Origin of the sequence: Nonomuraea sp. ATR24 (assembly GCF_041950485.1) — a bacterium.
Taxonomy (GTDB): Bacteria; Actinomycetota; Actinomycetes; order Streptosporangiales; family Streptosporangiaceae; genus Nonomuraea; species Nonomuraea ceibae.
Genome location: NZ_JBGNUU010000006.1, coordinates 196,827 through 219,612, shown reverse-complemented (window position 1 = coordinate 219,612; position 22,786 = coordinate 196,827). Strand labels below are relative to the sequence as shown.

Sequence of the window (22,786 nt, the reverse complement as noted above, 5' to 3'; positions counted from 1 at the left end):
GGTGGCACCCCACTTCGTGCCACCCAACATATGGGGTGGCCCTCCGGTTGTCCAGATGAAAGGGTGTCCTCATGGCGAACCCCAAGGCCACGCCGCAGCGATCGGACTGGCAGCGCAACCACGAGCGGCTCGTCGCGACGGCCGCGGCTCTCGTCGCCCGCGAGGGGGCCCAGGTCTCCCTGGAGGAGATCGCCCGTGAGGCGGGCGTGGGCTCCGCGACCCTGCACCGGCACTTCGCCTCCCGCCAGGCGCTGCTCGAGGAGGTCTTCCGCGACGAGGTCGAACGGCTTCGCCTGCGCGCCCGCGAGCTGGCCGCCGGCGACCCCCGGACGGGACTCGTGACCTGGCTGGAAGAGCTGACGATCTCCGCCGTGAACACCCGCGGCCTGCCCGCTTCGCTGGCCGCCGGGGCGGGCGCCGGCCCGTCGGCCGGCGACACCTGCCACGCCGTCATGCGGGAGGCGACCGTGACGCTGACGGATCGCGCCCTCGCGGCAGCCGCCGTCCGCCCCGGAGTCTCCCCGGACGACCTGCTCGCCCTGGCGGAGGCGGTCGCCCAGGCCACCGAGGGCGATCCGCCGACGGCACTCCGCCTGCTCCGCCTCGCCCTCGACGGCATCCGGCCCTGAGCGTCCCCCACGACGCCCCGGCCTCGCGGGGCGCGCTGATCGGATGGCCGCCGCCCGGCATTCGCCCGCGTCTCGGCTGGTTCAGAGGTACGTGACGCCCGTCAACCGCCCGGCCGCCTCCCAGAGCCACCTGCCGACGGCCGGATCGGCCGCCTCGCGGCTGAGCCGGGCCTCGGCGACCGGGCCGCGGGTCTCCCAGGGCCCGGACGGCCCGAAGAACTGGCCGCCCCGCACCCGGGGGTCGGTCGCGGCGCGCAGTTGCGGCAGCGCGCCGCGTTCCACCGGCTGGGTGACCACCAGGCCGAGCCGCGCGATCACCTGCCCGAGCCGGCCGCGGTGCTCCCAGGCGCGCGGAGTGAGGTTGGTGCGGGTCAGGCCGGGGTGGGCCAGCGTGCTGATGATCGGCGATCCGGCGGCGCGCAGGCGGCGGTCCAGCTCGACGGCGAAGATCGTGGTGGCGAGCTTGGACCGGCCGTAGGCGGGAGCGGCTCGATAGTCACGTTCGAACATCAGGTCGTCGAGGTCGAGGTGGGCGTTCCTGTGGGTGATCGAGCTGAGGCTGACCACCCGCGGGCGGGCGGCCGCGGCCAGGTTGCCGAGCAGCAGGCCGGTCAGCGCGAAGTGGCCCAGCATGTTGGTGCCGAGGTGCAGCTCGAAGCCGTCGGCGGTGGTACGGCGCGGGCCGAGCAGCACCACGCCGGCGTTGTTGACCAGCAGGTCGATCGCCGGGTGGTCGGCGGCCAGCTTCGCGGCGAACGCGCGTACCGAGTCGAGGCGGGCCAGGTCCAGCTCGCGCACCTCGACGTCGCCGCCGATGCGGCGGGCGGCCTCCTGACCGGCGGCGGTGTTACGGACGGCGAGCACGACACGGGCGCCGCGGCGGCCCAGCTCGGTGGCGGTGACCAGGCCGAGGCCCGAGTTGGCGCCGGTCACGACGGCGATCCGGCCGTGCTGGTCGGGGATGCGATCAGCGGTCCATCCGGTCATCTGCTGCTCCTGGAGGTCTCGGGTGCGGTCGACCGCCGACGTCAGGCTCGGTGCGGTCGACCGCCGACGTTAGGGGCGACGCGGGCCGCCTCCGTCGTTCCCGGTTGCCTAGGTCCGCGGGACCTACCTTGGGGGGCCGGTCAGGCGGCAGACTTGCGGCATGACCAACCTGTACGCCCGTGAGCTCGGGGACTTCCTGCGGGCCCGCCGCAACCGGCTGAGTCCGTACGACGTGGGCCTGGAGCCGGGCGGACGCCGCAAGGTCACCGGGCTGCGGCGCGAGGAGCTGGCCCTGCTGGCCGGGTTGAGCACCGACTACTACCAGCGGATGGAGCAGGGCCGCGAGGTGCGCCCGTCCGACGACGTCCTGGACGCGCTGGCCGGGGCGCTCGGCCTCGCCGACGAGGAGCGCCGGCACCTGTTCACCCTGGCCCGCGCCGCCCGCCGGCCCGCGCCCGCGCGGGTGGACCGGGGGCCGGAAAGGGTGCCGGACAGCACCCGGCGGCTGCTGCGGGTGATGGACACCCCGGCGGTCGTGCTCGGCCGGCACCTCGACCTGCTCGACTGGAACCCGATGGCCGAGGCGCTGCTCGGCGACCCGGGCGACTGCCCGCGCGACCGGCTCAACATGCTCCTGCTGATGTTCGACGACACGCTGACCGGCGAGCGGAGCTGCCCCGACTGGGAGCGGCAGGCCCTGGACTACATCGGCATGATGCGCGCCGCCGTCGCCACCGACCCCACCCATCCGCGCGCCACCGCGATCGTCGGTGAGCTGAGCATCCGCAGCGCCGAGTTCCGGCGGCTGTGGGCCCGGCACGACGTGCGCGAGTCGGTCAGCGGCGCCAAGACCTTCCGGGTCCCGGAGGTCGGCGACATCGTCCTGGACTGGGACACCTACCCGCTGCCCGGCAGCCCCGGCCCGGTCATGCTGGTCTACACCGCCGAGCCGGGCAGCGCCGACGCCGACCGGCTGCGGCTCCTGGCCTCGTTGCACGCGACCCGCTCGGCGCGCACCGGCGAGCGGTCCGCCTAGGCGAGGGCCCGGCGCACGGCCCGGTGCGACCGATCAGAAATCCTCCGCCACGTCGTCAGTCCTGATAGCCCCTATCGCACCGGTGGAAGGATTGACGACCATGACCGACGCCAGACCGCTGGGCGCCGACGAGGCCGCGTTCATCGCGGCGGCCCGCTCGGGCGACACGACACGGTTCGCCCATGTCACGGAGCGCCACCGGCGCGAGCTGCAGGTGCACTGCTACCGGATGCTCGCGAACTACGAGGACGCCCAGGACCTGACGCAGGAGACGTTCCTGCGGGCGTGGCGCAAGCGGGAGTCGTTCAAGGGCGACGCCGCGCTGCGGACCTGGCTGTACCGGATCGCGACGAACGCCTGCCTCGACTTCCTCGACAGCCGCAACGCCCGCGTGCCCGTGCCGTCCGAGCTGCCGGACCCCGACTCCGAGGTGCTGTGCCTGCAGCCGTACCCGGACCGGATGCTCCCGGAGGACCCGCAGGAAGCGGTGGTGGCGCGGGAGACGATCGAGCTGGCGTTCATCGTCGCCGTCCAGCACCTGCCGCCGCGGCAGCGGGCGGTGTTCATCCTGCGCGACGTCCTCGGCCGGCCGGCGTCGGAGGCCGCCGGCGCCCTCGGGGTGACCGTCGCGTCGGTGACCAGCGCACTGCAGCGGGCCCGCGTGACGATGCGCGAGCGGCTGCCCGGCCGCCGCCTCGATTGGCGGAGCCCCGCCACCCACGAGCTGTCGGACGACGAGCGCGGCGTGGTGAAGTCGTACCTGGCCGCCCATAAGCGCAACGACCTGGACGGGCTGACGTCGCTGCTCCGCGACGACCTGCGCTTCGCGATGCTGCCCGACCCGGGCACCGTGGTCAGGTCGGCCAAGGAGGCGGTGGACGGCTGGGTCTCCAGCGGGCTCTTCCGGCGCGGCCACGACGACTGGCGCGGCATCGCCACGACGGTCAACCGCATGCCTGCCGCCGCGCTGTACCTGCGCGCCCCCGGCGACCCCGAGCACCGCTTGTTCGCCATCGCGGTCCTGCACGTCGTCGACGGGAAGATCGCCGAGCTCACCGGATTCGACGCCACCGGCAAGCCGTGGCTGGGCCTGCCCCCGGCACTGTCATAGGACGCGGGCCCAGCACACACCGTTCACGGGCCGAGGATCCGGCCCGTGCTCATCGCCTCGTCTCGTACCGGGTCAGCGTCACGCCGCCGGGGAACGTCCGGGTCTCCACCAGATTGAGGTTCACCCAGCTGTCCAGCGCCGTGAAGAACGGCGTGCCGCCGCCCACCAGGACCGGGTAGGTGGCCAGGACGTACTCGTCGATCAGCCCGGCCCGCATGGCCGCCCCGGCGAGCGTCGCGCCGCCGATGCCCATCTGGCCGCCGTCCTCGGCCCTGAGCCGGGCGATCTCGGCGACCGCGTCGCCGCTGACCAGGCGGGTGTTCCAGTCGACCTTGTCGATCGTCGAGGAGAACACCACCTTCGGCGTGTCCCGCCAGTTCCGCGCGTACTCGATCCGCGCCGGGGTGGCGTCGGGGTGCTGGTCGCCGGTCGGCCAGGCGGCGCTCATCGTCTCCCACAGCTTGCGCCCGTACAGCACCAGGTCGTTGGCCCGCTCGTGGTCGAGCCAGAACTGGAACAGCTCGTCGTTCGGCGGCCCGCTCCAGCCGATGTCGTCGCCGGTCGCGGCGATGTAGCCGTCCAGGCTCAGGTTCATGCCGAAGATCAGTTTCCGCATCGTGTCAGCCTCCTGTGAGTCGGTCTCACACGTACAGACGGGCACGGCGCGGAAGCCTAATCGGCATGGGTCTCGGCCTCCGGCGGGCCCGTCAGAGCGCGCTCGGCTTCGTCGCGCCGGGTGTGCGGGTCCCAGGAGAGCGGGGCGACCTCCTCGGGGTCAGGTCTCCAGGGAGGACAGCAGGCGACGGGTCAGGTCGTGCAGCCGGGCCGCGGCGTGAGGGTCGAAGGCGGGGCCGTCCAGGCTGATGGGGTCGAAGCGCGCGAACGCGGTCACCGGCGCCGCCGGCGGGGCGTCGACGCGGGCGATGATCGGCTGGATGCCGTCGCCGACCGGCCGGCCGTGCCTTTTGAGCGCGGCGACCTGGGCGGCGATGGGCGGGTCGTACTCACCGGCGAAGCTGGAGGCCACCGGGCCGGGGTCGATCAGCACGTACCGGGTGCCGCCGGTCGCGTGGCGGGCGGCGTAGGCGACCGCGAGCAGGTCGTTGGCCCGTCCCGCCTGCATCTGGGCGGCCATCCCGTCGTAGCCGCGTGCACGCCGACGACCGCTCCTGCGCACTGCGGCGGCTGCTGTACGCGGAGCTCACCCACTTCCCCGACATCCTCGACCTCGCCGTCGAGAGCGGCCCGCACCGCCTCAGCCAGGCCCTCGCCGACCGGCTGGCGCGGCTCATCCTCGCCGGCCGCCTCCGCGCCACCGACCCCGACCAGGCCGCCGAGCACTTCCTGGCCCTGCTCATCGGGCCGCTGGAGGCGCGCTCCCACATGGGCACCCGGCAGATCGCCGACACCGACCTGCGGGAGCTCGCCCGCGCCGCCACCGACACCTTCCTCCGCGCCTTCGGCTGACAGATGTCATACGGTGCCGATGATCTACGTCTCTACTCCGGCCGCGGCCCCCGCGGAAGGATGTGAGCCATGACGAACACGAAGAACTCCCCCAACTGGATCCTCGGTCTCTCCTGCGGCCTGGCCATCGGCATGGGGTTCGCCGCGGCCCTGACCGACCTCCTCCTGGGCATCTCGCTGTCCCTCTGCTTCGGCGTGGCGCTGTCGTACGCGCTCGGCTCCCCACGGGTTCGCCGTCATGCTGAGCGCCTCCCCGATCACCCCTAGGACCGGTGACTACCGCGCCACCCACGCGTGCAGCGGCACGTGGTCCGACCAGCCTTTCCTGGCGTAGTCGACGAAGCACCCGCGCATGCGGCCGTCGCCGGCGAACACGTAGTCGATCTTCCGCTTGCGGGTGACGTAGGTCCACCGCTTGCGCGGGTCGCACTCGTCGCGGCCCCTGTAGGCGGTGGCGGCATCGCGCGGCACCAGGTTGAGGTCGCCGCCGACGACGCCCCGGCCGAGCTCGAACAGCTCACGGAGCTGCTTGTGCCGGTAGGGCGCGCCCTTCTGCTTGTCGTCGTAGTGCGCGCCGGACGAGAAGTGCGCGGTGCACCACGCCCGGTCCGCCGTACAGACCGCGTACCTCCGGGCACTCCACGGCGGCGAGCTCAGCGCGTGCACGCCGAAGCGGGCGTTCCGCTCGGCCACGGCCAGGGTGACGCTCTGCGTCCCGCGCGGCCTGCCGTTCCGGTCCGGGTGGCACTGGTACGGGGAGCCGTCGGGGCGGGCCAGCCCGGCCGACTTGACGCTCCACGCCCTGCCGGTACGCGCCTCCAGCTCGCGCTTCAGGTCGCCGTCCGCGCCCGTGCAGAACTCCTGGAGGAAGATCACGTCCGCCTTGGTCGCCAGCACGGCGACGTGCCAGGCCAGCTCGGCGGTGGTGCGGCGGAAGAGGGGGCAGTTGCTGTTCGTGCCCGCGCAGAGGTTCCAGGTCATCACGTGGAGCGACGGGGCTTGGGCGGGCACGTTGAGGGGTAACAGCCCGGCGATCAGCAGGTACCGGATCATGCCGGGACCTGCGGGAGGGGGCCCAGGTCGCGAATGATCCCGGCCAGGGCTTGGACGTGCTCGCTCTCGGCCTCGCTGCGCCACACCAGCGCGTACGGCAGCGGCTCCAGATCGGTGACCGGCAGGTACGTGATGTCCGGTCGCGCCCAGTAGCGGGTGACGTGGGCGGGGAAGAGCACGACGAGCCCGTCCATGCTGGCGAGGGTCATGGCCTCCTCCGCGTCCCGCACCACGGGGCCGCGCTCGATCTGGCGGCCCCGCCGGGTCAGGCGCGGGGCGTAGGCGTCGTACCAGTAGCCGGGGCCGTTGTCGGCGTTCGGGTGCTGGAAGTCGGAGACCATCTCCAGGGAGACCGACGCGCGCGGGGCGAGCTGGTGGTCGACGGCGACGGCCAGCACGCGTTGCTCGGCGAACAGGACCGGCCCCACGGTGAGGTCGGGTTCGTCGACGGGGAGCCAGGTCACCAGGACGTCGATGTCTCCCCTTCGCAGCGCGGGAAAGGCTTCGCCCAGCTGGGTCTTGTGGATGCGGAGCTGCCATCGCGGGTGGCGGAGGCGGAAGACGTCCCAGTACGGGCGCAGGTCGTAGGCGTTGAGGGGAAGCATGCCGACGCGCAGCGTGCCGGTGATGCCCTGGCCGGCGAGCTGGGCGCGCTCCACGCTCTCCTTCAGCCCGGCGTAGAGGGGCCTGAGGTCGTCGCGGAGCTGCCGCCCGACCTGCGTCAGCCGGACCGTGCGGCTGGTGCGCTCGAACAGCTGGGCGCCGACCTGCCGTTCCTGCTTCTGGATCGCCTGGGTCACGCGAGCGGGCGACAGGCACAGCCGGGCGGCGGTGCGGCCGAAATGCAGCTCTTCGGCCAGGGTCAGGAAGATCTCGATGTCACGCAGCTCCACGCCTGACCTGCTCCGTTCACTCCCACTGAAGGTGATCTTCCGATGTTCGTCGTTGTTCCGGGTGTTCACCGTACTTGATCCTCGATTCGTACGAAATCGCCTGGTCGAGGGGGCACGTGGGTGGACCTCCTGCGCTGGACCTGCGCCTGGGCGGCACGGCGGTGCCGCACGAGGCCGTGGCGATCCGCGCGACCGGGCTGGAGAGCCTCCGGGACGACCTGGCCGGCCTGCCGTACGCGCCTTCGCCGGAAGGGCTCGACCGCACGACGGTGGCCCGCCCGGGCCTCGGGCGGCTCAGGGACTACGTGTCACGCGACGAATCGAAAGGTCAGGGATGACAGAGCAACACCATGCCGCCCGGCTCGCGGAAGAAGATCCGTCAGGGGGCGCTGAGGTGGTCATCGTGGGAGCCGGGCCGACCGGCCTCATGCTGGCCGCCGAGCTGCGCCTGGCCGGGGTGCGGCCGCTGGTGCTGGAGCGGCAGCCGCGGCGCCGCGACACCCCCAAGGCCGGTGGCCTCGGCGGGCAGATCCTCGAGCTGCTGCGCTACCGAGGCCTGCTGGGACGCTTCGAAGCCGCCTGCACCGGCCCCGTCCCGGCTCCCCGGTTCCCGTTCGGCGGCGTGCACCTGGACTTCACCGAGCTCGCCGATCCCCCGATGCGCGCGCTGCCGCTCCCGCAACAGCACCTCGAGCGCCTGCTCGGCGAGGTGGCCGGCGAACTCCGCGTCGACCTGCGCCGCGGGCACGAGGTGGCCGGGATGAGCCAGGACGAGGCCGCCGTCACCGTGGACGTCCGCGGCCCGGACGGGCCGTACCAGGTGAGGGCCCGGTACGTGGTGGGCTGCGACGGCGCGCGCAGCCGGGTCCGCGCCTGGGCCGGGATCGGCTTCCCCGGCACCACGTACCCGGAGGTCAACCGGCTGGCCCAGGTCACCCTGCCCGGCACGGTCACCGTGCGCGGCGACGGCGGCCTCGACGTCCCCGGCTTCGGCGTCATCCACCCGGGGTTCACCCGGACGGATCACGGGCTCTTCGGCATCGGGGCCTCGCCTGGCTCCCAGGCCGTCTCGCTCTACACCGTCGAGGACGAGAGCGTCGAGTACGACGACGACACCCCGATGACCGTCACCGAGCTCCAGGACAGTCTCCGCCGCGTGCTCGGCGTGGACCTGCCCGTGGCCGAGGCGGTCCGGCTGTCGCGGTTCACGTTCAAGGCGCGGCAGGCCGACCGCTACCGCGAGGGGCGGATCCTGCTGGCCGGGGACGCGGCGCACCTGTTCCCGGCCACCGGCGTGGCGCTCAACGCCGGCATGCTGGACGCGGTCAACCTCGCCTGGAAGCTGGCCGCCGGCCTGCACGGCTGGGCCCCGGCCGGCCTGCTGGACACGTACCACGGCGAACGTCACCTCGCCGGCGCCCGCACCATGCTGCACACCCGGGCCCAGGTGGCGTTGCGGCGCGGGCACGACCCGGCCGCCGAAGCGCTGCGGGAGGTCGTGCGGGAACTGCTCACCGACGAGCAGCCGCTGCGCCGGATGGGCGCCCTCGTCGCCGGCTCCGACATCCGCTACCCGATGCCCGGCGCCGGCCGCCACCCGCTGACCGGCGCCTTCGCCCCCGACCTCACCCTGCACACCGAGCGGGGCATGACGAGCGTGGCGGAGCTCATGCGCCCCGCCCGGCCCGTCCTCCTCGACCTCGCCGACCGCCGGGACCTGCGCGAAACCGCCGGGGACCGGCAGCCGCGCGTCGGCGTCCACACCGCCAAGACCGGTGACCGGCCGGCCGACGCCCTGCTCATCCGCCCGGACGGCCACATCGCCTGGGCCGCCACCGTCGACGAACCCGCGGACAGCGCGACGCCCTCGCTGCGTGAGGCACTGTCCGCCTGGTTCGGCACGTCTTGAGACCTGAGGAGAGACATGACCAGCAGATTCACCGAGCTGACCATCGACTGCCACGATCCGGAGACACTCGCGGCCTTCTGGTGCGAGGTGCTGGACTTCACGGTGATCGACCGGAGGGAGGGCAAGGTCGAGATCGGCTCCTGGGAGCCGACCGTCGAGGAGGTGCTGGCCCGCCAGATGCCGCCCACGCTGCAGTTCATCCAGGTGCCCGAGGGCAGGACCGTGAAGAACCGGCTTCACCTCGACGTGAGCCCGATCGACCGCAGCACCGGCGACGAGGTGGCCAGGCTGCTCGGCCTCGGCGCCGTCAAGAGGGACGTGGGCCGAGGCTGGGTGGTCATGGCCGACCCCGAGGGCAACGAGTTCTGCGTCCTGCGGACTCTGGCGGCGCCCGGCCCCGGGTCTTCGGCGTAGAGGCGACCGCTCCCCCGGTCACGTCGATATCGCGTCAGGCCTGCCGGGTGGGGTAGACGACGACCTGCGAGAGGTTGACGTGCGCGGGACGCGAGGCGGTGAAGGCGACGACCTCGGCGACGTCGTGCGGGTCGAGCCAGGCGAACGCCTCGCGCGCCTGGGCGACCCAGGCGTTGACGCCCTCGTCGGTGACGTGTCCCTGGAGTTCGGTGGCGGTCATGGCGGGCTCCACCACGCTGACCCGTACGCCCTGGGGGCCGAGTTCGGTGCGCATGGTCCTCGACAGGTGGCTGACGGCGGCCTTGGTGGCGTTGTACACGGCCATGTAGGGGAAGACGACGTGCGAGGTCATCGAGGACATGGTGATCAGGTCGGCCGGGCGTCCGGCTCCCGCGGCGTCGAGGAGGCCGGGGAGGAAGGCGTCGACGACGTTGAGGACGCCGCTGACGTTGACGTCGACCTCGCGCCGCCAGTCGGCGGTGTTGCGGGCCTGGATGGCCGAGGGCAGCATCACGCCGGCGTTGCTCACGACGAGGTCGGCGGTGCCGTACGTGGCGCCGATCCGTCCGGCGGCGGCGGCGAGCGTGGCGGGATCGGTGATGTCGGCGGCGACGGCCAGCGCCTCTCCCCCGGCGGACTTGATCTCCTGGGCGAGCGCGTCGAGCCGGTCGAGGCGGCGGGCCAGGAGCGCCACCTTGGCCCCTCGGGCGGCCAGGAGGCGGGCGGTGGCGGCGCCGATGCCGCTGGAGGCTCCGGTGACGACGGCGATGCGGTGGTCGAGAGACATAGGTTGTGCTCCATGGTCGGTTGTTCGGTGGTTCCGACTCTGACGCACGGCTAATTCCGGAAAAACGCCCAATGCCGCAATAATCGGCCAGTCAGTGTGAACAGTCGCGGTGGAGGCGTGGATGGCCCTGGAGCGCAGCGAGATCGAGACGTTCCTGACCCTCGCCCAGGAACTCCACTTCGGCCGCACCGCCGACCGCCTGCTCGTCTCGCGCGCCCACGTCACCCAGACCATCCAGAAACTGGAGCGCCGCATCGGCGTCCCGCTCTTCGAGCGGTCCACCCGGCAGGTACGGCTGACGCCCATCGGCGTGCAACTCCTTGACGGGCTCGGGCCCGCGTACGCCCAGATCCAGTCCACGGTCGCGACGGTCATCGAGGCGGCACGCGGCATCACCGGCTCGCTGACAGTCGGGTTCCTCACCGCGGCCACGGGGCAGATCGCGCTCGCGGCGGCCGAACGGTTCCGCGAGCGCCACCCCGACTGCGCGGTCCACGTCAGGGAGGTCCAGATCGGCACCGCCCTCGACCCGCTGCTCGACGGGCAGGTCGACGTGATGCTGATCTGCTTCCCCATCGAAGAGGAGGGGCTGACGCAGGGGCCGGTGCTGTTCACCGAGCCGATGGTGCTCGCCGTGCCGGCACGCCATCCGTTCGCCCGCCGTACGGCCGTCTCGGTCGAGGACCTGGCACGGGACAAGGTCATCCAGGTTCCGTTGTCGATCCCCGCCTACCTGCGCGCCGCCCGCCACCTGCACACCACGCCCTCGGGCAAGGCCATACCGGAAGGCCCGACGGCCGGCACCTTCCAGGAGGTCCTGACCCTGGTCAGCGCGGGCAAGGGCGTCTTTCCCTGCGGCGCGGCGGGGGTCCGCTACTACGCGCGGCCCGACGTGGCGTACGTCCCGGTCCACGACGGCCCGGCCCTGGAGTGGGGGCCCGCCTGGCGCACGAACGCGGCCACCTCCCGGGTCAAGGCCTTCGTGACGACCGCCCTCGACCTCGCCGACCCCGTAACCAGCCCCCGCTGACCAGGGACAGGCGCCGTATCGGCCAGGGATCGGCGCTTCCCGGAAATCAGAGATCCTTGCGCATGAGAACGCACGTGGTCTCATGGCGATGGACCGAGCCGTCCGGCGCTTCCTCGTCCCAGGCCTCCGGCTTGCGGCCATAGGCGACATAGCCCAGGCGTTCGTACAGAGCGCGAGCTCGAGGATTGCCCTCCTCGACGGCGAGTTCCGCCCTGCGCAGCCCCCGTTCACCGATGCGCTGTTCGGCGGCCTGGATCAGTAACGTTCCCAGGCCACGGGACTGCAGCGCCGGGAGCACGGCGAGCTGCCACAGGGTGCCGGCCCCCTCGCGGAGCCGGTAGTCGACACCGCCGATGGCCACCGGCAGGTCCACGGGGGTGCATACCGCCAGGTAGTCCACCTCTCCCTTCGCGGCGCGCGTCAGCTCCCGCTCCACGAGGCGCAGGTGGCCGGCCGACCCCGACCATGCGCACGCCGGCAGATCGCGGGGAAGCAGGTCGCGCACGGTGACGGGGATGGCCACGGTGGCTTTGACGGGGCGATGGGCTTCGATCACCGGGATGAGGATGTCAAGCGACGCAGCGGCATGGCAACGCGTTTGCGGGTGGACGCCCGCAAACCATTACGCGGCGCGTACGGTTCGCGCTCTGGCCTGACTGGCTGGTCCCGTGCGCTAGCGGCGTGTGGACTGAACGGTCGGAGCGGTCGTCGTGGCCGGGGGTGGTTTGAGGTAGCCGGTGGCCACGGAGGCCGCGATGCCGACCAGCGCGATGGCCAGGCCGGTGATCACCGGAGCGGAGGCGCTGCTGCTGAGCGCGATGCCGCCGGCGATCGGGCCCAGGGCGACGCCGATGTTGATCGCGGAGGCGGGCAGCGACTGCGCCAGCTCGCCGCCCGGGCCGGCCAGGCTCACCACGCGGAGCTGGAGCGAGGGCACCATGACGAAGGCGAACAGGCCCCAGAGCAGCATCGTCAGCGCCACCAGGACCGGGTTGCCCCCGACGAGGTGGAGCATCAGCAGGGCGGCCGCCATGCCGGTGGTGCCGACGACCAGGGTGCGGGCGGCGTTCCTGTCGGCGAACCAGCCGCCGGAGAAGGACCCCACGGCGGTGGCCAGGCCGTAGACGAACAGGTACACGCTGACCATCGCGACGGGGACGCCCGTGACGTCCCGCAGGAACGGCACGATGTAGGTCAGCGCCGCGTACAGCGAGGTGAACACCACCAGGTTCAAGGCCCAGCACGGCGAGCACCCGGGGGGCGAGGGCGTACCTGGCCTGGCCGGAGGAGCCGCTGCCGCTGCCGGGCACGGCGGGAACCAGCGCCAGGGTGGCGATCAGCACGATCACGCTGAGCACGATGATCGCGGTGAACGAGCCGCGCCAGCCGAGCGTCTGGCCGATCGCCGTGCCCAGCGGCAGGCCCAGGGCGGCCGAGACGGCGACGCCCGAGATGATCACGGAGATCGCCCGGCCCGCGCGCTCCGGCGGGGCGATCGAGGTGCCGACCCCGAACGCGACGGCGACGAACAGCCCCTGCGCCGCGCCGTCGACACCGCGCGCCACGACGAAGAGGGCATAGTCGGCGATCAGCACCGGGGCCAGGTTGGCCACGGCGAACAGGACGAGCGCGCCGGCGAGCACGGCACGCCTGTCCAGCCGGATCGTCAGCGCGGTCAGGATCGGGCCGCCGATCGCCAGGCCCAGCGCGTAGGAGGTCACCAGGGCGCCGGCCGCGGGAATGGAGACGCCGAGGTCGGCGGCGATCGGTTCGAGCAGGCCGACCACGAGCAGTTCGGCACAGCCCAGGGCGAACACGCCGAAGAACAGCGTGGCCAGCACAAGGTTCGTTCCGCCCCGGCTCGGCGTCGCTTGCGGGGTACTCATGTGCGCCTTTCTCGGTGGAGGATCCGCGCAGGACGGGACCCGCGCGGCGGTCATGGGATCGCCGTGGTCACCGTGGGCCGTGCGCCCCGCCGATGGCGGCCGGATCGTACTCGTCGTGGCGGTGCAGCCAGCTCATGGCCGGGCCGTCGGCCCGGCCGGGCGGCTGCTCCCAGTCCTCCTGACGGCCGAGCGCGGTGAGGTCGAGCCAGTTGTACGTGCCGTTGAGCAGGTCGATGCCGCGCCCGAAGCACGAATAGGTGTGGAAGATGTCCCCGTCGCGGCGCAGGAAGGCGCTCACGCCCATCTCCTCGCCCGTGTACCCCTCCCAGCCCGGGTTCGCCCGCACGAGCTGGTCGTAGTCCTGGTAGTTCCATTCGACGGGCGTGATCGAGGCGTCGAAGCTGACGTGGAAGTCGTAGTTGAAGTCGCTGCCGAACGACGAGTACCACGGGAGCGTCCAGCCCATTCGGCGCTTGTAGCGCTGGAGCTTGTCCAGCGGCGCTCGCGAGACGGCCGCCAGCGTCGTGCCGCGGGCGTGCAGGTGGGTGAGGCGGCCCACGTTGTCGATCCAGAACGAGCAGGCCGGGCAGGCCTCGTCGGCGTCGGGAGCGAACATGAGGTGGTAGATCAGCAGCTGGCTCCGGCCTTCGAACAGGTCGAGCAGGCTCACCTTCCCGTCCGGTCCGTCGAACGTGTACGGCTTGTCCACCCGGACCATCGGCAACCGGCGCCGCTCGGCGTTGACCCGGTCACGGGCCCGGGTGAGCTCCTTCTCCTTGGCCAGGAGCTCCTTGCGGGCGGCGAGCCACTCCTCGCGCGAAACCACCTCGGGCAGATTGTCCAGCGACATCTGAGCCTCCTCAGACTGCTCTCGTTTTGCAACTTGCTACGCGGCCCAACCTAGGCCACACTGATACGAACATGCAACCAGTTCGAAGGTGGGTGTGGTGCGGAAAGACACGCGGTCGAGGTGTCCGATCAACCTGTCGCTGGAGATCTTCGGCGACCGGTGGACCTTGCTGGTCCTGCGCGACGTGATCTACACCGGCGCCCGGCACTTCCGTGAACTGCTCAACGGCCCGGAGCGGATCTCCTCCAACATCCTCGCCGACCGGCTCGCCGTGCTCGTCGAGCACGGGCTGCTCACCAAGGCCGAGGACCCGTCGCACAAGCAGAAGGTCGTCTACAGCCTGACCGAGCCGGCGATCCAGCTGGTGCCCGTCTTCGCCCAGCTCGGCGCCTGGGGAACCCGGCACCTCCCGGTCGCCGAGGAGTACGCGGCCCGCGGGCAGGTCCTCGCCGCCGGCGGCGAGTCGGCCCTGGAGGCGTTCATGGACGAACTCCGCGAAACCCACCTCGGGCCCGAGGCGCGCCGCAAGCCCGCACCGGACGGCCCCACCATCACAGCGCGCATGCAGGACGCCTACGCCGCCGCACTCGACCACACACCCGGCACCTGACCGAACCGCCCCCGGCGCCCATCCCGCGAATCCCCGGCACGGACCGTTGCCCCTGGCTATTCTCGCTGCGGTGGCCACCGACCCTCCGCCGTCGCAGTCCGCCGATCGCCTGCGAGCCGACATGGTCGCCGAGCCCGCACCGGCCATGACCGGGTGCGGGTCGTCCTGGGCGACGCCGAACATGCCGCCGAGCGGCACGCTCCCAGTGGCGGCTTCGACGCGATCATCGTCACTGTCGGCGTCTGGGATGTCCCGTGGACGCATCTGCTCGCCCCGGCCGGCCGGATGATCGTCCCGCTGCGCTTCTCCACCATCAGCCGCTCGTTCACCTTCGTCCGCGAGGGAGATCACTTCCTCGGGCTCAACCCGAAGGTCTGCGGTTTCGTCCCCTGCCAGGGCGCCGGCAAGCTGCCCGACCAGGAACCCGTCCTGGCCGGCGGCGCCGTCAGACTGACCCTGGAAAGCGGCCCCGCACTCGACGCCGCCGAGCTGGACCAGGCGCTGGACGGCGACCGCACCGAGCTGTGGACCGGCGTCAGTGTCGCCGCTGGGCAGCCCTTCGATTCGATGCACCTGTGGATCGCCACCAGCGACGAGCGGTTCGGCATGTTCTGGCAGGACCCCGACCGCGACTGCGGCCTCATCCAACCGGCCATGCGCTGGTACTGCCCCGCGCTGATCACCCACGACAGCTTCGCCTACCTCACGCTCCGCGAGCCGTCCAGCGACAGGACCGGCACGTCACGCTGGGAGTTCGGCGCCTGCGGATACGGCCGCGACGGCGCCGGGCTCGCCCGGCAACTGCACGATCACGTACGGACGTGGGACCGCTCCCGGCGGGACCACCCGGGTCCTGTCTTCACCCTCCACCCTGCGAGCGCCGTCCTGCCCGCTCCCGCTGTCGGCCGTATCTTCCGCAAGCGACACACGCAGCTGGTCATGGACTGGACCTGACCCCGGGCCGCCGAATCCTCCGGCTGTGCCTGTGATCCGTAGTTGGCGGTTGTGAACGACAGGTGGCGGACGTTGATGTCGGCGCACAGGCAGACGTACATAGGCAGTACGGGCAAACGCGCAGGGTGATGCGCGTGGTCGGCGATACCCGGAAGATCAATTGGTCGGGCCTGCCGGACCGGTCGGCGGCCGTGGGGGTGGTGTGATCGGGGAACGCTCGCCGTGGCGGGCATGCCGTCATCAGGGCTGTGTTCGTCTGGCGTCCCAGAGGGTCTGGTAGTGCTGCACGCTGGATGGTTTGCCGGGCAGCGGGCCGGTGTTGTGGGGCTTCAAGCCGTCCAGGGCGATGGCCAGCAGCCGGGAGCGGATCTCTTCCTCGGCTCGTCCGGGCGGAGCTGGGGTGGTGCGGCTGAACTGGCCGATGAGCAGGAAGATGTCCATGGTGTTTACGTCGGTTCGGAGTACTCCGGCGCGGTGGGCACGGGCGGTGAGTTCGTCGGCCAAGTGCTGGGCTCGCTGGTTGGCCTGCTGCATCTCGGGCGTGACGTCGATGGCGCCGGCCAGCGGGGCCAGGATGCCGAAGCCGAAGGCCACGCATTGCTGGATGTAGTGGGCCAGTCCCTGCCAGGGGTCCTCGTGAGCCAGGCCGCCCTGGGCAGCGGCCGCGACGCGTTCCATCGAGTCGACGCACAACCGTTGGAGGAGTTCTTCCTTGGTGCGGTAGCGGCGGTAGAGGCTGCCCATGCCCACGCCCGCATGCTCGGCGACGGCTGATACAGGCGCGTCGAAGCCCTGAGTGGTGAACACGTGGCGGGCGGCCTCGATCAGCGCCTGATCGTTGCGGGCCGCCAAGGCCTGCGGGCCTCGTTTGCGGCGAGTCACGGGGTCGGACATGGATCCAGGATACCGATTGCGGAGCGTTCCGCTCCGGGCTACATTACTCGGAGCAAAACGCTCCGAGTAAGAGGCGGTTACCTGACCATGTCTGCTTCCCGAGTTGTTCTCGTCACCGGTGCCACCGGCAACCAGGGCGGAGCCACCGCCCGCCAACTGCTGGCCCGCGGCTGGACCGTCCGCGCGCTCGTCCGTGATCCGCGCAAGCCCGCAGCGCAAGCGCTGCGCGAGCAGGGCGCGGAGCTGGTTCAGGGCGAGTTCGACAACCCCGACTCCTTGCGCGAGGCGATGAGCGGCGTACACGGCGTGTTCAGCGTCCAGGCGCTGGCCTACGAGCCCGAGACCTTGGCCGCCGAGGTACGCCAAGGCAAGACCGTGGCCGACATCGCCCACAACAGCGGCGTCGCCCACCTGGTCTACAGTTCCGTGGGCGGCGCCGAACGCGAGACCGGCATCGATCACTTCGAAAGCAAGGCCGAGATCGAGCGGCACATCCTGGCCCTCGGCGTGCCCGCCACCATCCTGCGGCCGGTGTTCTTCATGAACAATCTCCTGCACTACGCCAACGCCGACGGCGAGCGACTCCTGGCACTGCCGGTCAAGCCGGACAAGCCGATGCAGCTCATCGCCACCGACGACATCGGGATCTTCGCCGCCGATGCCTTCGACAACCCCGGACAGTTCATCGGCCGGCAGGTCGAACTAGCCGGCGACGAGCTCACCTTCCCCGAAGTCGCGGAGACCTATGAGCGTGTCACCGGAACTCCGACCAGATTCGAGGCGCTGCCGATAGATGAGCGCATGTTCGAATGGTTCGCCGAAGAGGGCTACCAGGCCGACATCTCGGACCTGCGCCGACGGCATCCGGAACTGCTGACGTTTGAGCAGTTCCTCACCCGGCGGCTGGGTCCGGCCCGATCCTGACCGTTCGCATGCCGCCGCCCCGGTCCACGCCCTCAGGGCGTGCTTGCCTCTGCACAATCACCTATACGCCGCCAGTTGATCTCGGCTCGGAATCATCGACAGCGTAGGGGCCGTCGATTTCTGCACGACATGCTGTGCTTTGTCAGTGACTCTGCGCGACTCGGGGTTGGTGCGGTCGGATCGCTGTGGGCTGGATGAGTTGTTTCTGGCCTTCGGGGTCGGCGAGGCGGAGCGTGGCCGTCTGGCGTTGCGGCCCGACCGGGCCCGGCGGTGGACAGGTGCTTGGCGGATTTCGGGTGTCGAGGTGGTGTGCGCGATCCGGGATCTGGGAGCGGTTCCGGTGGCGCAGTGTGAGCCCGCAGGATCGGCCAGCGCTACCAGAGTCGATCAAGGTGACGTTGCAACAACCAACGTCCGCCACCTGTCGTTCACAGCCGCCAACTACGGATCACAGGCACACCGGCCAGGAGAGGTCATGAGCTTCGGCCGCCGCCTCGACGAGAAGCGAATCCTCCGCAAGGTAGGGGCGGTTTGCCGGACGCTGGTCGATCGTGCGAGAATTCTCGCACAATCATTGTGCGACTATTTTCGAACGATAGGAGACGACCATGCCTCCACGGACCTACGAGCACCCCACGATCGACGAGATCGCGATCCCGCGCGTGCTCTTCGCCCTGAGCGAGCCGCTGCGGCTGAACATGGTGCGGATGCTCGCGGAGCGGGGCGAGGTCGACAGCATCGACCTCGGCCCGGACCTGCCGCGCTCGACGCTGACCCATCACACGAGCCTGCTGCGCGAGTCCGGGGTCGTGTTCGTACGCGCCGAGGGCCGTAAGTGCATGATCCGGCTCCGGGACGAGGCCCTCGAAGCCCGGTTCCCCGGCCTGCTCGGCACCGTGCTCGCCGGCTACGAGGACGATGACGCATGATCCGCCGTGTCTGGCCGCTCGTCGCCGCTGCGGTCGCGCTCGGGATCGACGCCTACGTGCTGGCCGGGGTGCTTCCGTCCATCGCCGGCTCGCTGGGGGCCACGGTGGCGATGATCGGCCTGGGCGTCACCGCGTTCACCGCCGCCTACGCCGTCGCCGGGCCGCTGCTGTCGGGGCGCCTGACCCGTGGCAGCACGGCGCGGGCCATGCTGATCGCGCTCGGGGTGTTCAACCTGGGGAACCTCGCCACGACGGTCGCCCCCGGGATCGAGGTGTTCCTGGCCTCGCGCGCCGTCGCGGGTGCGGGCGCCGGCATCCTCACCGCGGTGGCGACGGCGACGGCCGCCGCGATGGTCGCCGGCCATGAGCGGGGCCGCGCCATGGCCATGGTGACCTTCGGGCTGTCCACGGGCACCGTGGCGGGCGTGCCGGTCGGGATGCTCATCGGCCAGGGCGCCGGCTGGCGCTGGACCATGACCCTGGTGGTGCTCATCGGCGTGGTCAGCATGGCGGCCCTCGCCCTGCGCGCCAGGACGCTCCCGCGGCTCGACGCGGCGTCCGGCGAGCCCGTGTTCAAGGTCCTGCGCGCGGGACGGACCAGCGCCGGCGTCGTGGCCGCCTTCCTGCTCGGCGTCGCGAGCCTGGAGCTCTACACGTACCTGCTGCCGATGGCGGAGGACCGCGGCCTGGGCGCGTGGGGCTTCGCCCTGGTGTGGGCGTGGGGCATCGGCGGCGTCGCCGGGTCCGCGCTGATCGGCAGGCCGCTCGACCGTTACGGCCCCAAGCCGCTGCTGGTCGCGATGCCGGCCCTGCTGGCGCTGAGCTTCGCCGCGGCTTGGCTCTCGGCCTCGCCCGGGGTGTGGCTGGCCGCCGCGGCGGTCTGGGGCGCGGCCGGCTGGGCCAGTGTGCCGACGCTCCAGCAGGCGCTCACGGCGGACCGGCCCGCGCAGGCGATGCCGATCATCGCGTTCCAGATGGCGGCGATGTACCTGGGTTCCGCGGCCGGCGCGGCGCTCGGCGGCACGCTTCTCACCGCCGGCACCGGCCCGGCCGACGTCGCGGCCTGGGCGCTCGTCCCCGCCGTGCTCGCGCTGGCGCTCACCGGTTGGATCGCGGTCAGGACGGCCGGGCGCAGGAGCCCGCGACCGGTGACGGCGCCGGCGTGCGAGACCGTCCGGTGACGCGGCTCGGCCGGCTTCGGAAGACAGTTGCCAGGTGTTATCCGCTCGGATAATGTTATCCGTGTGGATAACAAAGACGGTCAACCATGACCACCCATCACGAGGCGACCGCGGCTCGCAGGAAGCAGATCACCCGTGCCGCGATCACGCTCCTGGCCGAGGGCGGCTACCAGGCCGCCACGTTCGAGGCTATCTGCAAGGAGGCCGGGCTCAGCAGCAAGCGGCTGATCACGTACCACTTCTCCAGCAAGGACGAGCTGTTCGCGGCCGTCGCCGATCACGTCGTCGCCGACTCCGAGGCCTGCATGCGGGCCGCCCTTGACGGCGTGACCGGCGCCCGCGAACAGCTCGCCACCGTCATCCGGGCGAACGTGGCGTACATCGCGAGCCACTCGCCGCAGATGCGGGCGCTCCAGCAGATCCTCCTCAACGGCGGCGCAGGCGCCTGGGAGCATCACCACGTCGCATCGCAGAACCGGCTGGCCGGCCTGTTCGCCGAAGGGCAGCGCAGCGGCGCCTTCCGCCCCTTCGATCCGCAGGTCATGGCGGCGGCGCTGCGAGCCTCGATCGACAGCACGGCTCCGCTCCTCGCCGCCGGGCTCGCCCCCGATCCGTGCGCCGATGAACTCGTCGAACTCTTCGACCGCGGCACGACCGCATGACGCCTACGAAACACGAGGAGTGGCAATGACCTGTGCAGGGATCGCGGGACGGCGGTACGTGGTGACCGGCTCGGCATCGGGCATCGGCGCGGTGACCGCGGCGATGCTCCGCGAGCGTGGCGCCGAGGTCATCGGCTGCGACCTCGCCGACGCCGATATCGAGGCCGACCTGTCCACGCCCGACGGCCGCCGGTCGCTGGTCGGCCAGGTGACCGAGCGCGGGCCCGTCGACGCGGTGCTCGCCGTCGCCGGGGGCGGCAGGACGGGGCTCCTGGAGACGAACTACTTCGGCGCGGTGGCGACGCTCGAAGGGCTCCGGCCGCTGCTGGCGCGGAGCGAGGCGCCCCGAGCCGTGGCCGTGTCGTCGACCTCCTCGCTGGCGCCCGCGGACGAGCGCGTGGTGCGGGCGTGTCTCGACGGCGACGAAGCCGCGGCCGTCGCCTACGCCGCCGCGGCCCCGTCCGGCGGCGGCGGCGCCGGCGCCTACGGCATCGCCAAGCGCGCGCTGAACCGCTGGGTGCGCAGGGTCGCCCCGACGCCCGCATGGGCGGGAGCCGGCATCGCCCTGAACGCCGTCGCGCCCGGCGTCGTCGACACGCCCGCGGCCTCCTGGATCCTCGCGAGCGAGGACGTGCGCACCGCCGTGGAAGCCGCGGCGCCGCAACCGTTCGGCGGCTTCCCCGGGCGGCCGGAGTGGGTCGGCGAGCTCATCTGCTGGCTCGCCGGCGCGGACAACCGCTTCGTCACCGGCCAGGTCATCTTCGCCGACGGCGGCGCGGAGTCGGCGCTGATCGGAGATCTCCACTGGCGCTGACGCCCGGCTCTTGACGATCACTTCCACCTCTTCATAGTCTCATGAAATGATTATGATTATCACTACAAAATGAAGAGGTGCGCGTGCCCGACGAGTACGAGCGATCAGCGGAGTTCATCGACGTGATGATGGCTCCGCACTGGGCGGTCCTGGGGCCGCCGCTGGAGGAGGCGCTGCGCGGGGTCACCGATCCGGTCGTGGACGTGGGCGCCGGCGGCGGGCACGGGACCCGGGTGATCGCCAAGGCGTGCGACGGTGAGATCGTGGCCGTCGAGCCGTCGCCGGGGCTGCGGTCCGTCCTGCTGGCCCGGGTGAACGAGGCCGCCGAGCTGCGTGACCGGGTGACCGTGCTGCCGGAGGGGCTGCTCGACGCCGACCTGCCGCACCGGCTCGGCGCCGTCGTCGCCATGAACGTCCTCGGCCACTTCGACCCGGCCGGCCGGCAGCGGATCTGGGCGCTGCTCGCCGAGCGTCTCGTCCCCGGCGGCCTGGCGGTGCTCAACCTCCAGCCGCCTGCCACACCGGAGGTGGTGCCGGAGACCCGGTCCGCCGACGTACGCCTGGGACGACGCCGCTACGAGGGCTGGGCCCGCGCCGAGCCCGCCGGCCCGGACCGCGTCACCTGGCGCATGACCTACCGCACCCACCACGACGGCCGCCTGGCCGACGAGGTGACCGCGACTTACGCCTGGTGGGTCCTCGACGAGCGGCGGCTCACGACGGAGCTCGCCCGGCACGGCCTCAGGCCCGCCCGCACCGGCCCGGCCGAACTCGGCATGTACCTCATCAGCAGAGGAGACGCGTGATGTACGAAGTGATCGTGGTCGGCGGCGGCCCGGCGGGGCTCAGCGCGGCGCTGGTGCTGGGCCGCCAGCGCCGCCGTGTCCTCGTGGTGGACGCCGGACGGCCCCGCAACGCCCCCGCCGCGGAGATGCACATGTACCTCGGCAGGGACGGCGGCTCCCCGGCGCGCCTGCTGGCCGACGGGCGGGCCGAGCTCGCGGCGTACCCGACGGTCGAGTTCCGGCAGGGACGCGTCACCTCGGCGGAGGGCGAGCCGGGCCGCTTCACGGTGACCCTGACGGACGGTGAAACGGGCGGCGAAGCGGACGGGGAACGCGTCGAGACGTCCCGCCTGATGCTGACGAGCGGGCTGATCGACCAGCCCGCCGACGTTCCGGGGCTGGCCGAGCGGTGGGGCAGGAGCGTCTTCCACTGCCCCTTCTGCCACGGCTACGAGACGAACGGCAAGGTGCTCGCCGTCATCGGCAACGGCCCCGACGCGATGCTCGCGGCCTACGTCGCCGACCGCTACAGCGACGACGTGGTCCTGTGCACGAACGGTCCCGCCGCCATGCCGGAGCCCGTCGCCGCGGTCCTCAAGGCCCGGGGCGTCCCGGTGAAGGAGACGCCGCTCACGGGCGTCGACGGCGATCTGGACGCGCTGATCCTGCGTTTCGCCGACGGGACGACGCTGGCGCGCGAGGCCGTCTACCACCGCGCCCCCACCCGCCCGAACACCGGGCTGGCCGTGCAGCTCGGCTGCGAGCTGCTGCCGGACGGCTGTGTCGAGGTGGACGAGTACGGCCGGACCAGCGTCGCCGGTGTCTACGCGGCGGGGGACGCGGCTCATCTGAAGGCCGTGCCGGATCCGGTGACGCTGGTGGGGCCGAGCGCCGCCGACGGCGTGCGGGCGGCCGTGTGGCTGGAGCAGGAGCTGTTCCGTGCCGGGCTGCCGGTGGCGCTGGGCTGAGCGGCGGGGGCGG

The 22,786-nt window shown here is 71.9% G+C and carries 26 protein-coding genes and 3 pseudogenes; 18 read left to right on the top strand and 11 right to left on the bottom strand.

The annotated features are described in order from the left end of the window. Window positions 1-71 precede the first annotated feature (71 nt). Window positions 72-629, top strand: a complete 558-nt coding sequence (locus ACBI99_RS18190) for a helix-turn-helix domain-containing protein (RefSeq protein WP_357593892.1) — start codon at window positions 72-74, stop codon at window positions 627-629. Between the two features lie 81 nt (window positions 630-710). On the opposite strand, the gene ACBI99_RS18185 is transcribed toward ACBI99_RS18190, so the two are convergent. Beyond that, window positions 711-1,616: an oxidoreductase gene (locus ACBI99_RS18185; protein ID WP_357593894.1), complete on the bottom strand. Its 906-nt coding sequence runs from the start codon at window positions 1,614-1,616 to the stop codon at window positions 711-713. Between the two features lie 160 nt (window positions 1,617-1,776). Between ACBI99_RS18185 and ACBI99_RS18180 the strand changes: the two genes are divergently transcribed. Both ACBI99_RS18180 and ACBI99_RS18175 read left to right on the top strand, forming a co-directional pair. Further along, window positions 1,777-2,652, top strand: coding sequence for a helix-turn-helix transcriptional regulator (locus ACBI99_RS18180; RefSeq protein ID WP_375072801.1), 876 nt, complete (start codon window positions 1,777-1,779; stop codon window positions 2,650-2,652). Between the two features lie 100 nt (window positions 2,653-2,752). Further along, a complete protein-coding gene (locus ACBI99_RS18175) occupies window positions 2,753-3,763 on the top strand; it encodes an RNA polymerase subunit sigma-70 (protein WP_375072800.1) in 1,011 nt (336 codons plus the stop codon). A 49-nt stretch (window positions 3,764-3,812) separates the two neighbouring features. Here ACBI99_RS18175 and ACBI99_RS18170 read toward each other — a convergent pair whose 3' ends face one another. Together ACBI99_RS18170 and ACBI99_RS18165 are read right to left on the bottom strand one after the other, a co-directional pair. Then, a complete protein-coding gene (locus tag ACBI99_RS18170; protein WP_219509161.1) occupies window positions 3,813-4,379 on the bottom strand; it encodes a dihydrofolate reductase family protein in 567 nt (188 codons plus the stop codon). A gap of 159 nt (window positions 4,380-4,538) precedes the next feature. Then, a complete protein-coding gene (locus tag ACBI99_RS18165) occupies window positions 4,539-4,886 on the bottom strand; it encodes a hypothetical protein (RefSeq protein WP_375072799.1) in 348 nt (115 codons plus the stop codon). Window positions 4,887-4,912: 26 nt separating this feature from the next. On the opposite strand from ACBI99_RS18165, the gene ACBI99_RS18160 reads away from it, so the two are divergent. Both ACBI99_RS18160 and ACBI99_RS18155 read left to right on the top strand, forming a co-directional pair. After that, a complete protein-coding gene (locus ACBI99_RS18160; RefSeq protein ID WP_375072798.1) occupies window positions 4,913-5,230 on the top strand; it encodes a TetR/AcrR family transcriptional regulator C-terminal domain-containing protein in 318 nt (105 codons plus the stop codon). A gap of 69 nt (window positions 5,231-5,299) precedes the next feature. Next, window positions 5,300-5,497: a hypothetical protein gene (locus tag ACBI99_RS18155; RefSeq protein WP_219509169.1), complete on the top strand. Its 198-nt coding sequence runs from the start codon at window positions 5,300-5,302 to the stop codon at window positions 5,495-5,497. Between the two features lie 9 nt (window positions 5,498-5,506). On the opposite strand, the gene ACBI99_RS18150 is transcribed toward ACBI99_RS18155, so the two are convergent. Beyond that, window positions 5,507-6,283 carry an endonuclease/exonuclease/phosphatase family protein gene (locus ACBI99_RS18150; protein WP_357589165.1) on the bottom strand — a complete coding sequence of 259 codons (777 nt, stop codon included), beginning with the start codon at window positions 6,281-6,283 and terminating at the stop codon, window positions 5,507-5,509. Further along, window positions 6,280-7,176, bottom strand: a complete 897-nt coding sequence (locus ACBI99_RS18145; protein ID WP_375072797.1) for a LysR family transcriptional regulator — start codon at window positions 7,174-7,176, stop codon at window positions 6,280-6,282. The genes ACBI99_RS18150 and ACBI99_RS18145 overlap by 4 nt, the downstream gene beginning before the upstream one ends. Before the next feature lie 116 nt (window positions 7,177-7,292). On the opposite strand from ACBI99_RS18145, the gene ACBI99_RS18140 reads away from it, so the two are divergent. From ACBI99_RS18140 to ACBI99_RS18130, 3 genes are read left to right on the top strand one after another with little or no spacing between them, the layout of a single operon-like run. After that, complete coding sequence (locus tag ACBI99_RS18140) at window positions 7,293-7,514, top strand: hypothetical protein (protein WP_357589169.1); 222 nt, start codon at window positions 7,293-7,295, stop codon at window positions 7,512-7,514. Window positions 7,515-7,570: 56 nt separating this feature from the next. After that, on the top strand, window positions 7,571-9,085 hold the full coding sequence (locus tag ACBI99_RS18135) for an FAD-dependent monooxygenase (RefSeq protein ID WP_308125946.1): 1,515 nt from the start codon (window positions 7,571-7,573) through the stop codon (window positions 9,083-9,085). A 15-nt stretch (window positions 9,086-9,100) separates the two neighbouring features. After that, window positions 9,101-9,499: a VOC family protein gene (locus ACBI99_RS18130; protein WP_357589171.1), complete on the top strand. Its 399-nt coding sequence runs from the start codon at window positions 9,101-9,103 to the stop codon at window positions 9,497-9,499. 34 nt (window positions 9,500-9,533) lie between these two features. On the opposite strand, the gene ACBI99_RS18125 is transcribed toward ACBI99_RS18130, so the two are convergent. After that, window positions 9,534-10,286, bottom strand: a complete 753-nt coding sequence (locus tag ACBI99_RS18125) for an SDR family oxidoreductase (RefSeq protein WP_219509179.1) — start codon at window positions 10,284-10,286, stop codon at window positions 9,534-9,536. A 121-nt stretch (window positions 10,287-10,407) separates the two neighbouring features. Between ACBI99_RS18125 and ACBI99_RS18120 the strand changes: the two genes are divergently transcribed. After that, window positions 10,408-11,316 (top strand): LysR substrate-binding domain-containing protein, encoded by a 909-nt coding sequence (locus tag ACBI99_RS18120; RefSeq protein WP_375072796.1) that lies wholly within the window; start codon window positions 10,408-10,410, stop codon window positions 11,314-11,316. Between the two features lie 46 nt (window positions 11,317-11,362). Here ACBI99_RS18120 and ACBI99_RS18115 read toward each other — a convergent pair whose 3' ends face one another. From ACBI99_RS18115 to ACBI99_RS18100, 4 genes and pseudogenes are all read right to left on the bottom strand, one after another. Next, a complete protein-coding gene (locus ACBI99_RS18115; protein WP_375072795.1) occupies window positions 11,363-11,872 on the bottom strand; it encodes a GNAT family N-acetyltransferase in 510 nt (169 codons plus the stop codon). 117 nt (window positions 11,873-11,989) lie between these two features. Beyond that, a pseudogene (locus ACBI99_RS18110) lies at window positions 11,990-12,607 on the bottom strand (MFS transporter); the annotation flags it as partial. A 40-nt stretch (window positions 12,608-12,647) separates the two neighbouring features. Continuing rightward, window positions 12,648-13,202 (bottom strand): annotated as a pseudogene (locus tag ACBI99_RS18105) (MFS transporter); the annotation flags it as partial. A gap of 67 nt (window positions 13,203-13,269) precedes the next feature. Beyond that, the gene (locus ACBI99_RS18100) at window positions 13,270-14,052 is read right to left on the bottom strand and encodes a DUF899 domain-containing protein (RefSeq protein WP_219509188.1); all 783 of its coding nucleotides are present in this window, start codon (window positions 14,050-14,052) and stop codon (window positions 13,270-13,272) included. A 97-nt stretch (window positions 14,053-14,149) separates the two neighbouring features. On the opposite strand from ACBI99_RS18100, the gene ACBI99_RS18095 reads away from it, so the two are divergent. Both ACBI99_RS18095 and ACBI99_RS18090 read left to right on the top strand, forming a co-directional pair. Then, entirely contained in the window at window positions 14,150-14,662 is a 513-nt protein-coding gene (locus ACBI99_RS18095) for a winged helix-turn-helix transcriptional regulator (RefSeq protein WP_375072794.1), read from the top strand. A gap of 147 nt (window positions 14,663-14,809) precedes the next feature. Beyond that, a pseudogene (locus ACBI99_RS18090) lies at window positions 14,810-15,616 on the top strand (hypothetical protein); the annotation flags it as partial. A 240-nt stretch (window positions 15,617-15,856) separates the two neighbouring features. On the opposite strand, the gene ACBI99_RS18085 reads toward ACBI99_RS18090, so the two are convergent. Further along, the gene (locus tag ACBI99_RS18085) at window positions 15,857-16,510 is read right to left on the bottom strand and encodes a TetR/AcrR family transcriptional regulator (RefSeq protein WP_375072793.1); all 654 of its coding nucleotides are present in this window, start codon (window positions 16,508-16,510) and stop codon (window positions 15,857-15,859) included. A gap of 87 nt (window positions 16,511-16,597) precedes the next feature. On the opposite strand from ACBI99_RS18085, the gene ACBI99_RS18080 reads away from it, so the two are divergent. The 7 genes from ACBI99_RS18080 to ACBI99_RS18050 all read left to right on the top strand — a co-directional run bounded on the left by ACBI99_RS18080 (window position 16,598) and on the right by ACBI99_RS18050 (window position 22,773). Continuing rightward, the gene (locus tag ACBI99_RS18080; RefSeq protein ID WP_375072792.1) at window positions 16,598-17,434 is read left to right on the top strand and encodes an NmrA/HSCARG family protein; all 837 of its coding nucleotides are present in this window, start codon (window positions 16,598-16,600) and stop codon (window positions 17,432-17,434) included. 608 nt (window positions 17,435-18,042) lie between these two features. After that, complete coding sequence (locus ACBI99_RS18075) at window positions 18,043-18,363, top strand: ArsR/SmtB family transcription factor (RefSeq protein WP_375072791.1); 321 nt, start codon at window positions 18,043-18,045, stop codon at window positions 18,361-18,363. Beyond that, window positions 18,360-19,544, top strand: a complete 1,185-nt coding sequence (locus tag ACBI99_RS18070) for an MFS transporter (protein ID WP_375072790.1) — start codon at window positions 18,360-18,362, stop codon at window positions 19,542-19,544. The genes ACBI99_RS18075 and ACBI99_RS18070 overlap by 4 nt, the downstream gene beginning before the upstream one ends. Before the next feature lie 86 nt (window positions 19,545-19,630). Continuing rightward, on the top strand, window positions 19,631-20,206 hold the full coding sequence (locus ACBI99_RS18065; RefSeq protein ID WP_219509201.1) for a TetR/AcrR family transcriptional regulator: 576 nt from the start codon (window positions 19,631-19,633) through the stop codon (window positions 20,204-20,206). Between the two features lie 25 nt (window positions 20,207-20,231). Next, window positions 20,232-21,020 carry an SDR family oxidoreductase gene (locus tag ACBI99_RS18060; protein ID WP_357589189.1) on the top strand — a complete coding sequence of 263 codons (789 nt, stop codon included), beginning with the start codon at window positions 20,232-20,234 and terminating at the stop codon, window positions 21,018-21,020. A gap of 77 nt (window positions 21,021-21,097) precedes the next feature. Further along, a complete protein-coding gene (locus ACBI99_RS18055) occupies window positions 21,098-21,826 on the top strand; it encodes a class I SAM-dependent methyltransferase (RefSeq protein ID WP_375072789.1) in 729 nt (242 codons plus the stop codon). Continuing rightward, window positions 21,826-22,773, top strand: coding sequence for an NAD(P)/FAD-dependent oxidoreductase (locus tag ACBI99_RS18050; RefSeq protein WP_375072788.1), 948 nt, complete (start codon window positions 21,826-21,828; stop codon window positions 22,771-22,773). Before ACBI99_RS18055 ends, ACBI99_RS18050 begins: the two co-directional genes overlap by 1 nt. Window positions 22,774-22,786 lie beyond the last annotated feature (13 nt).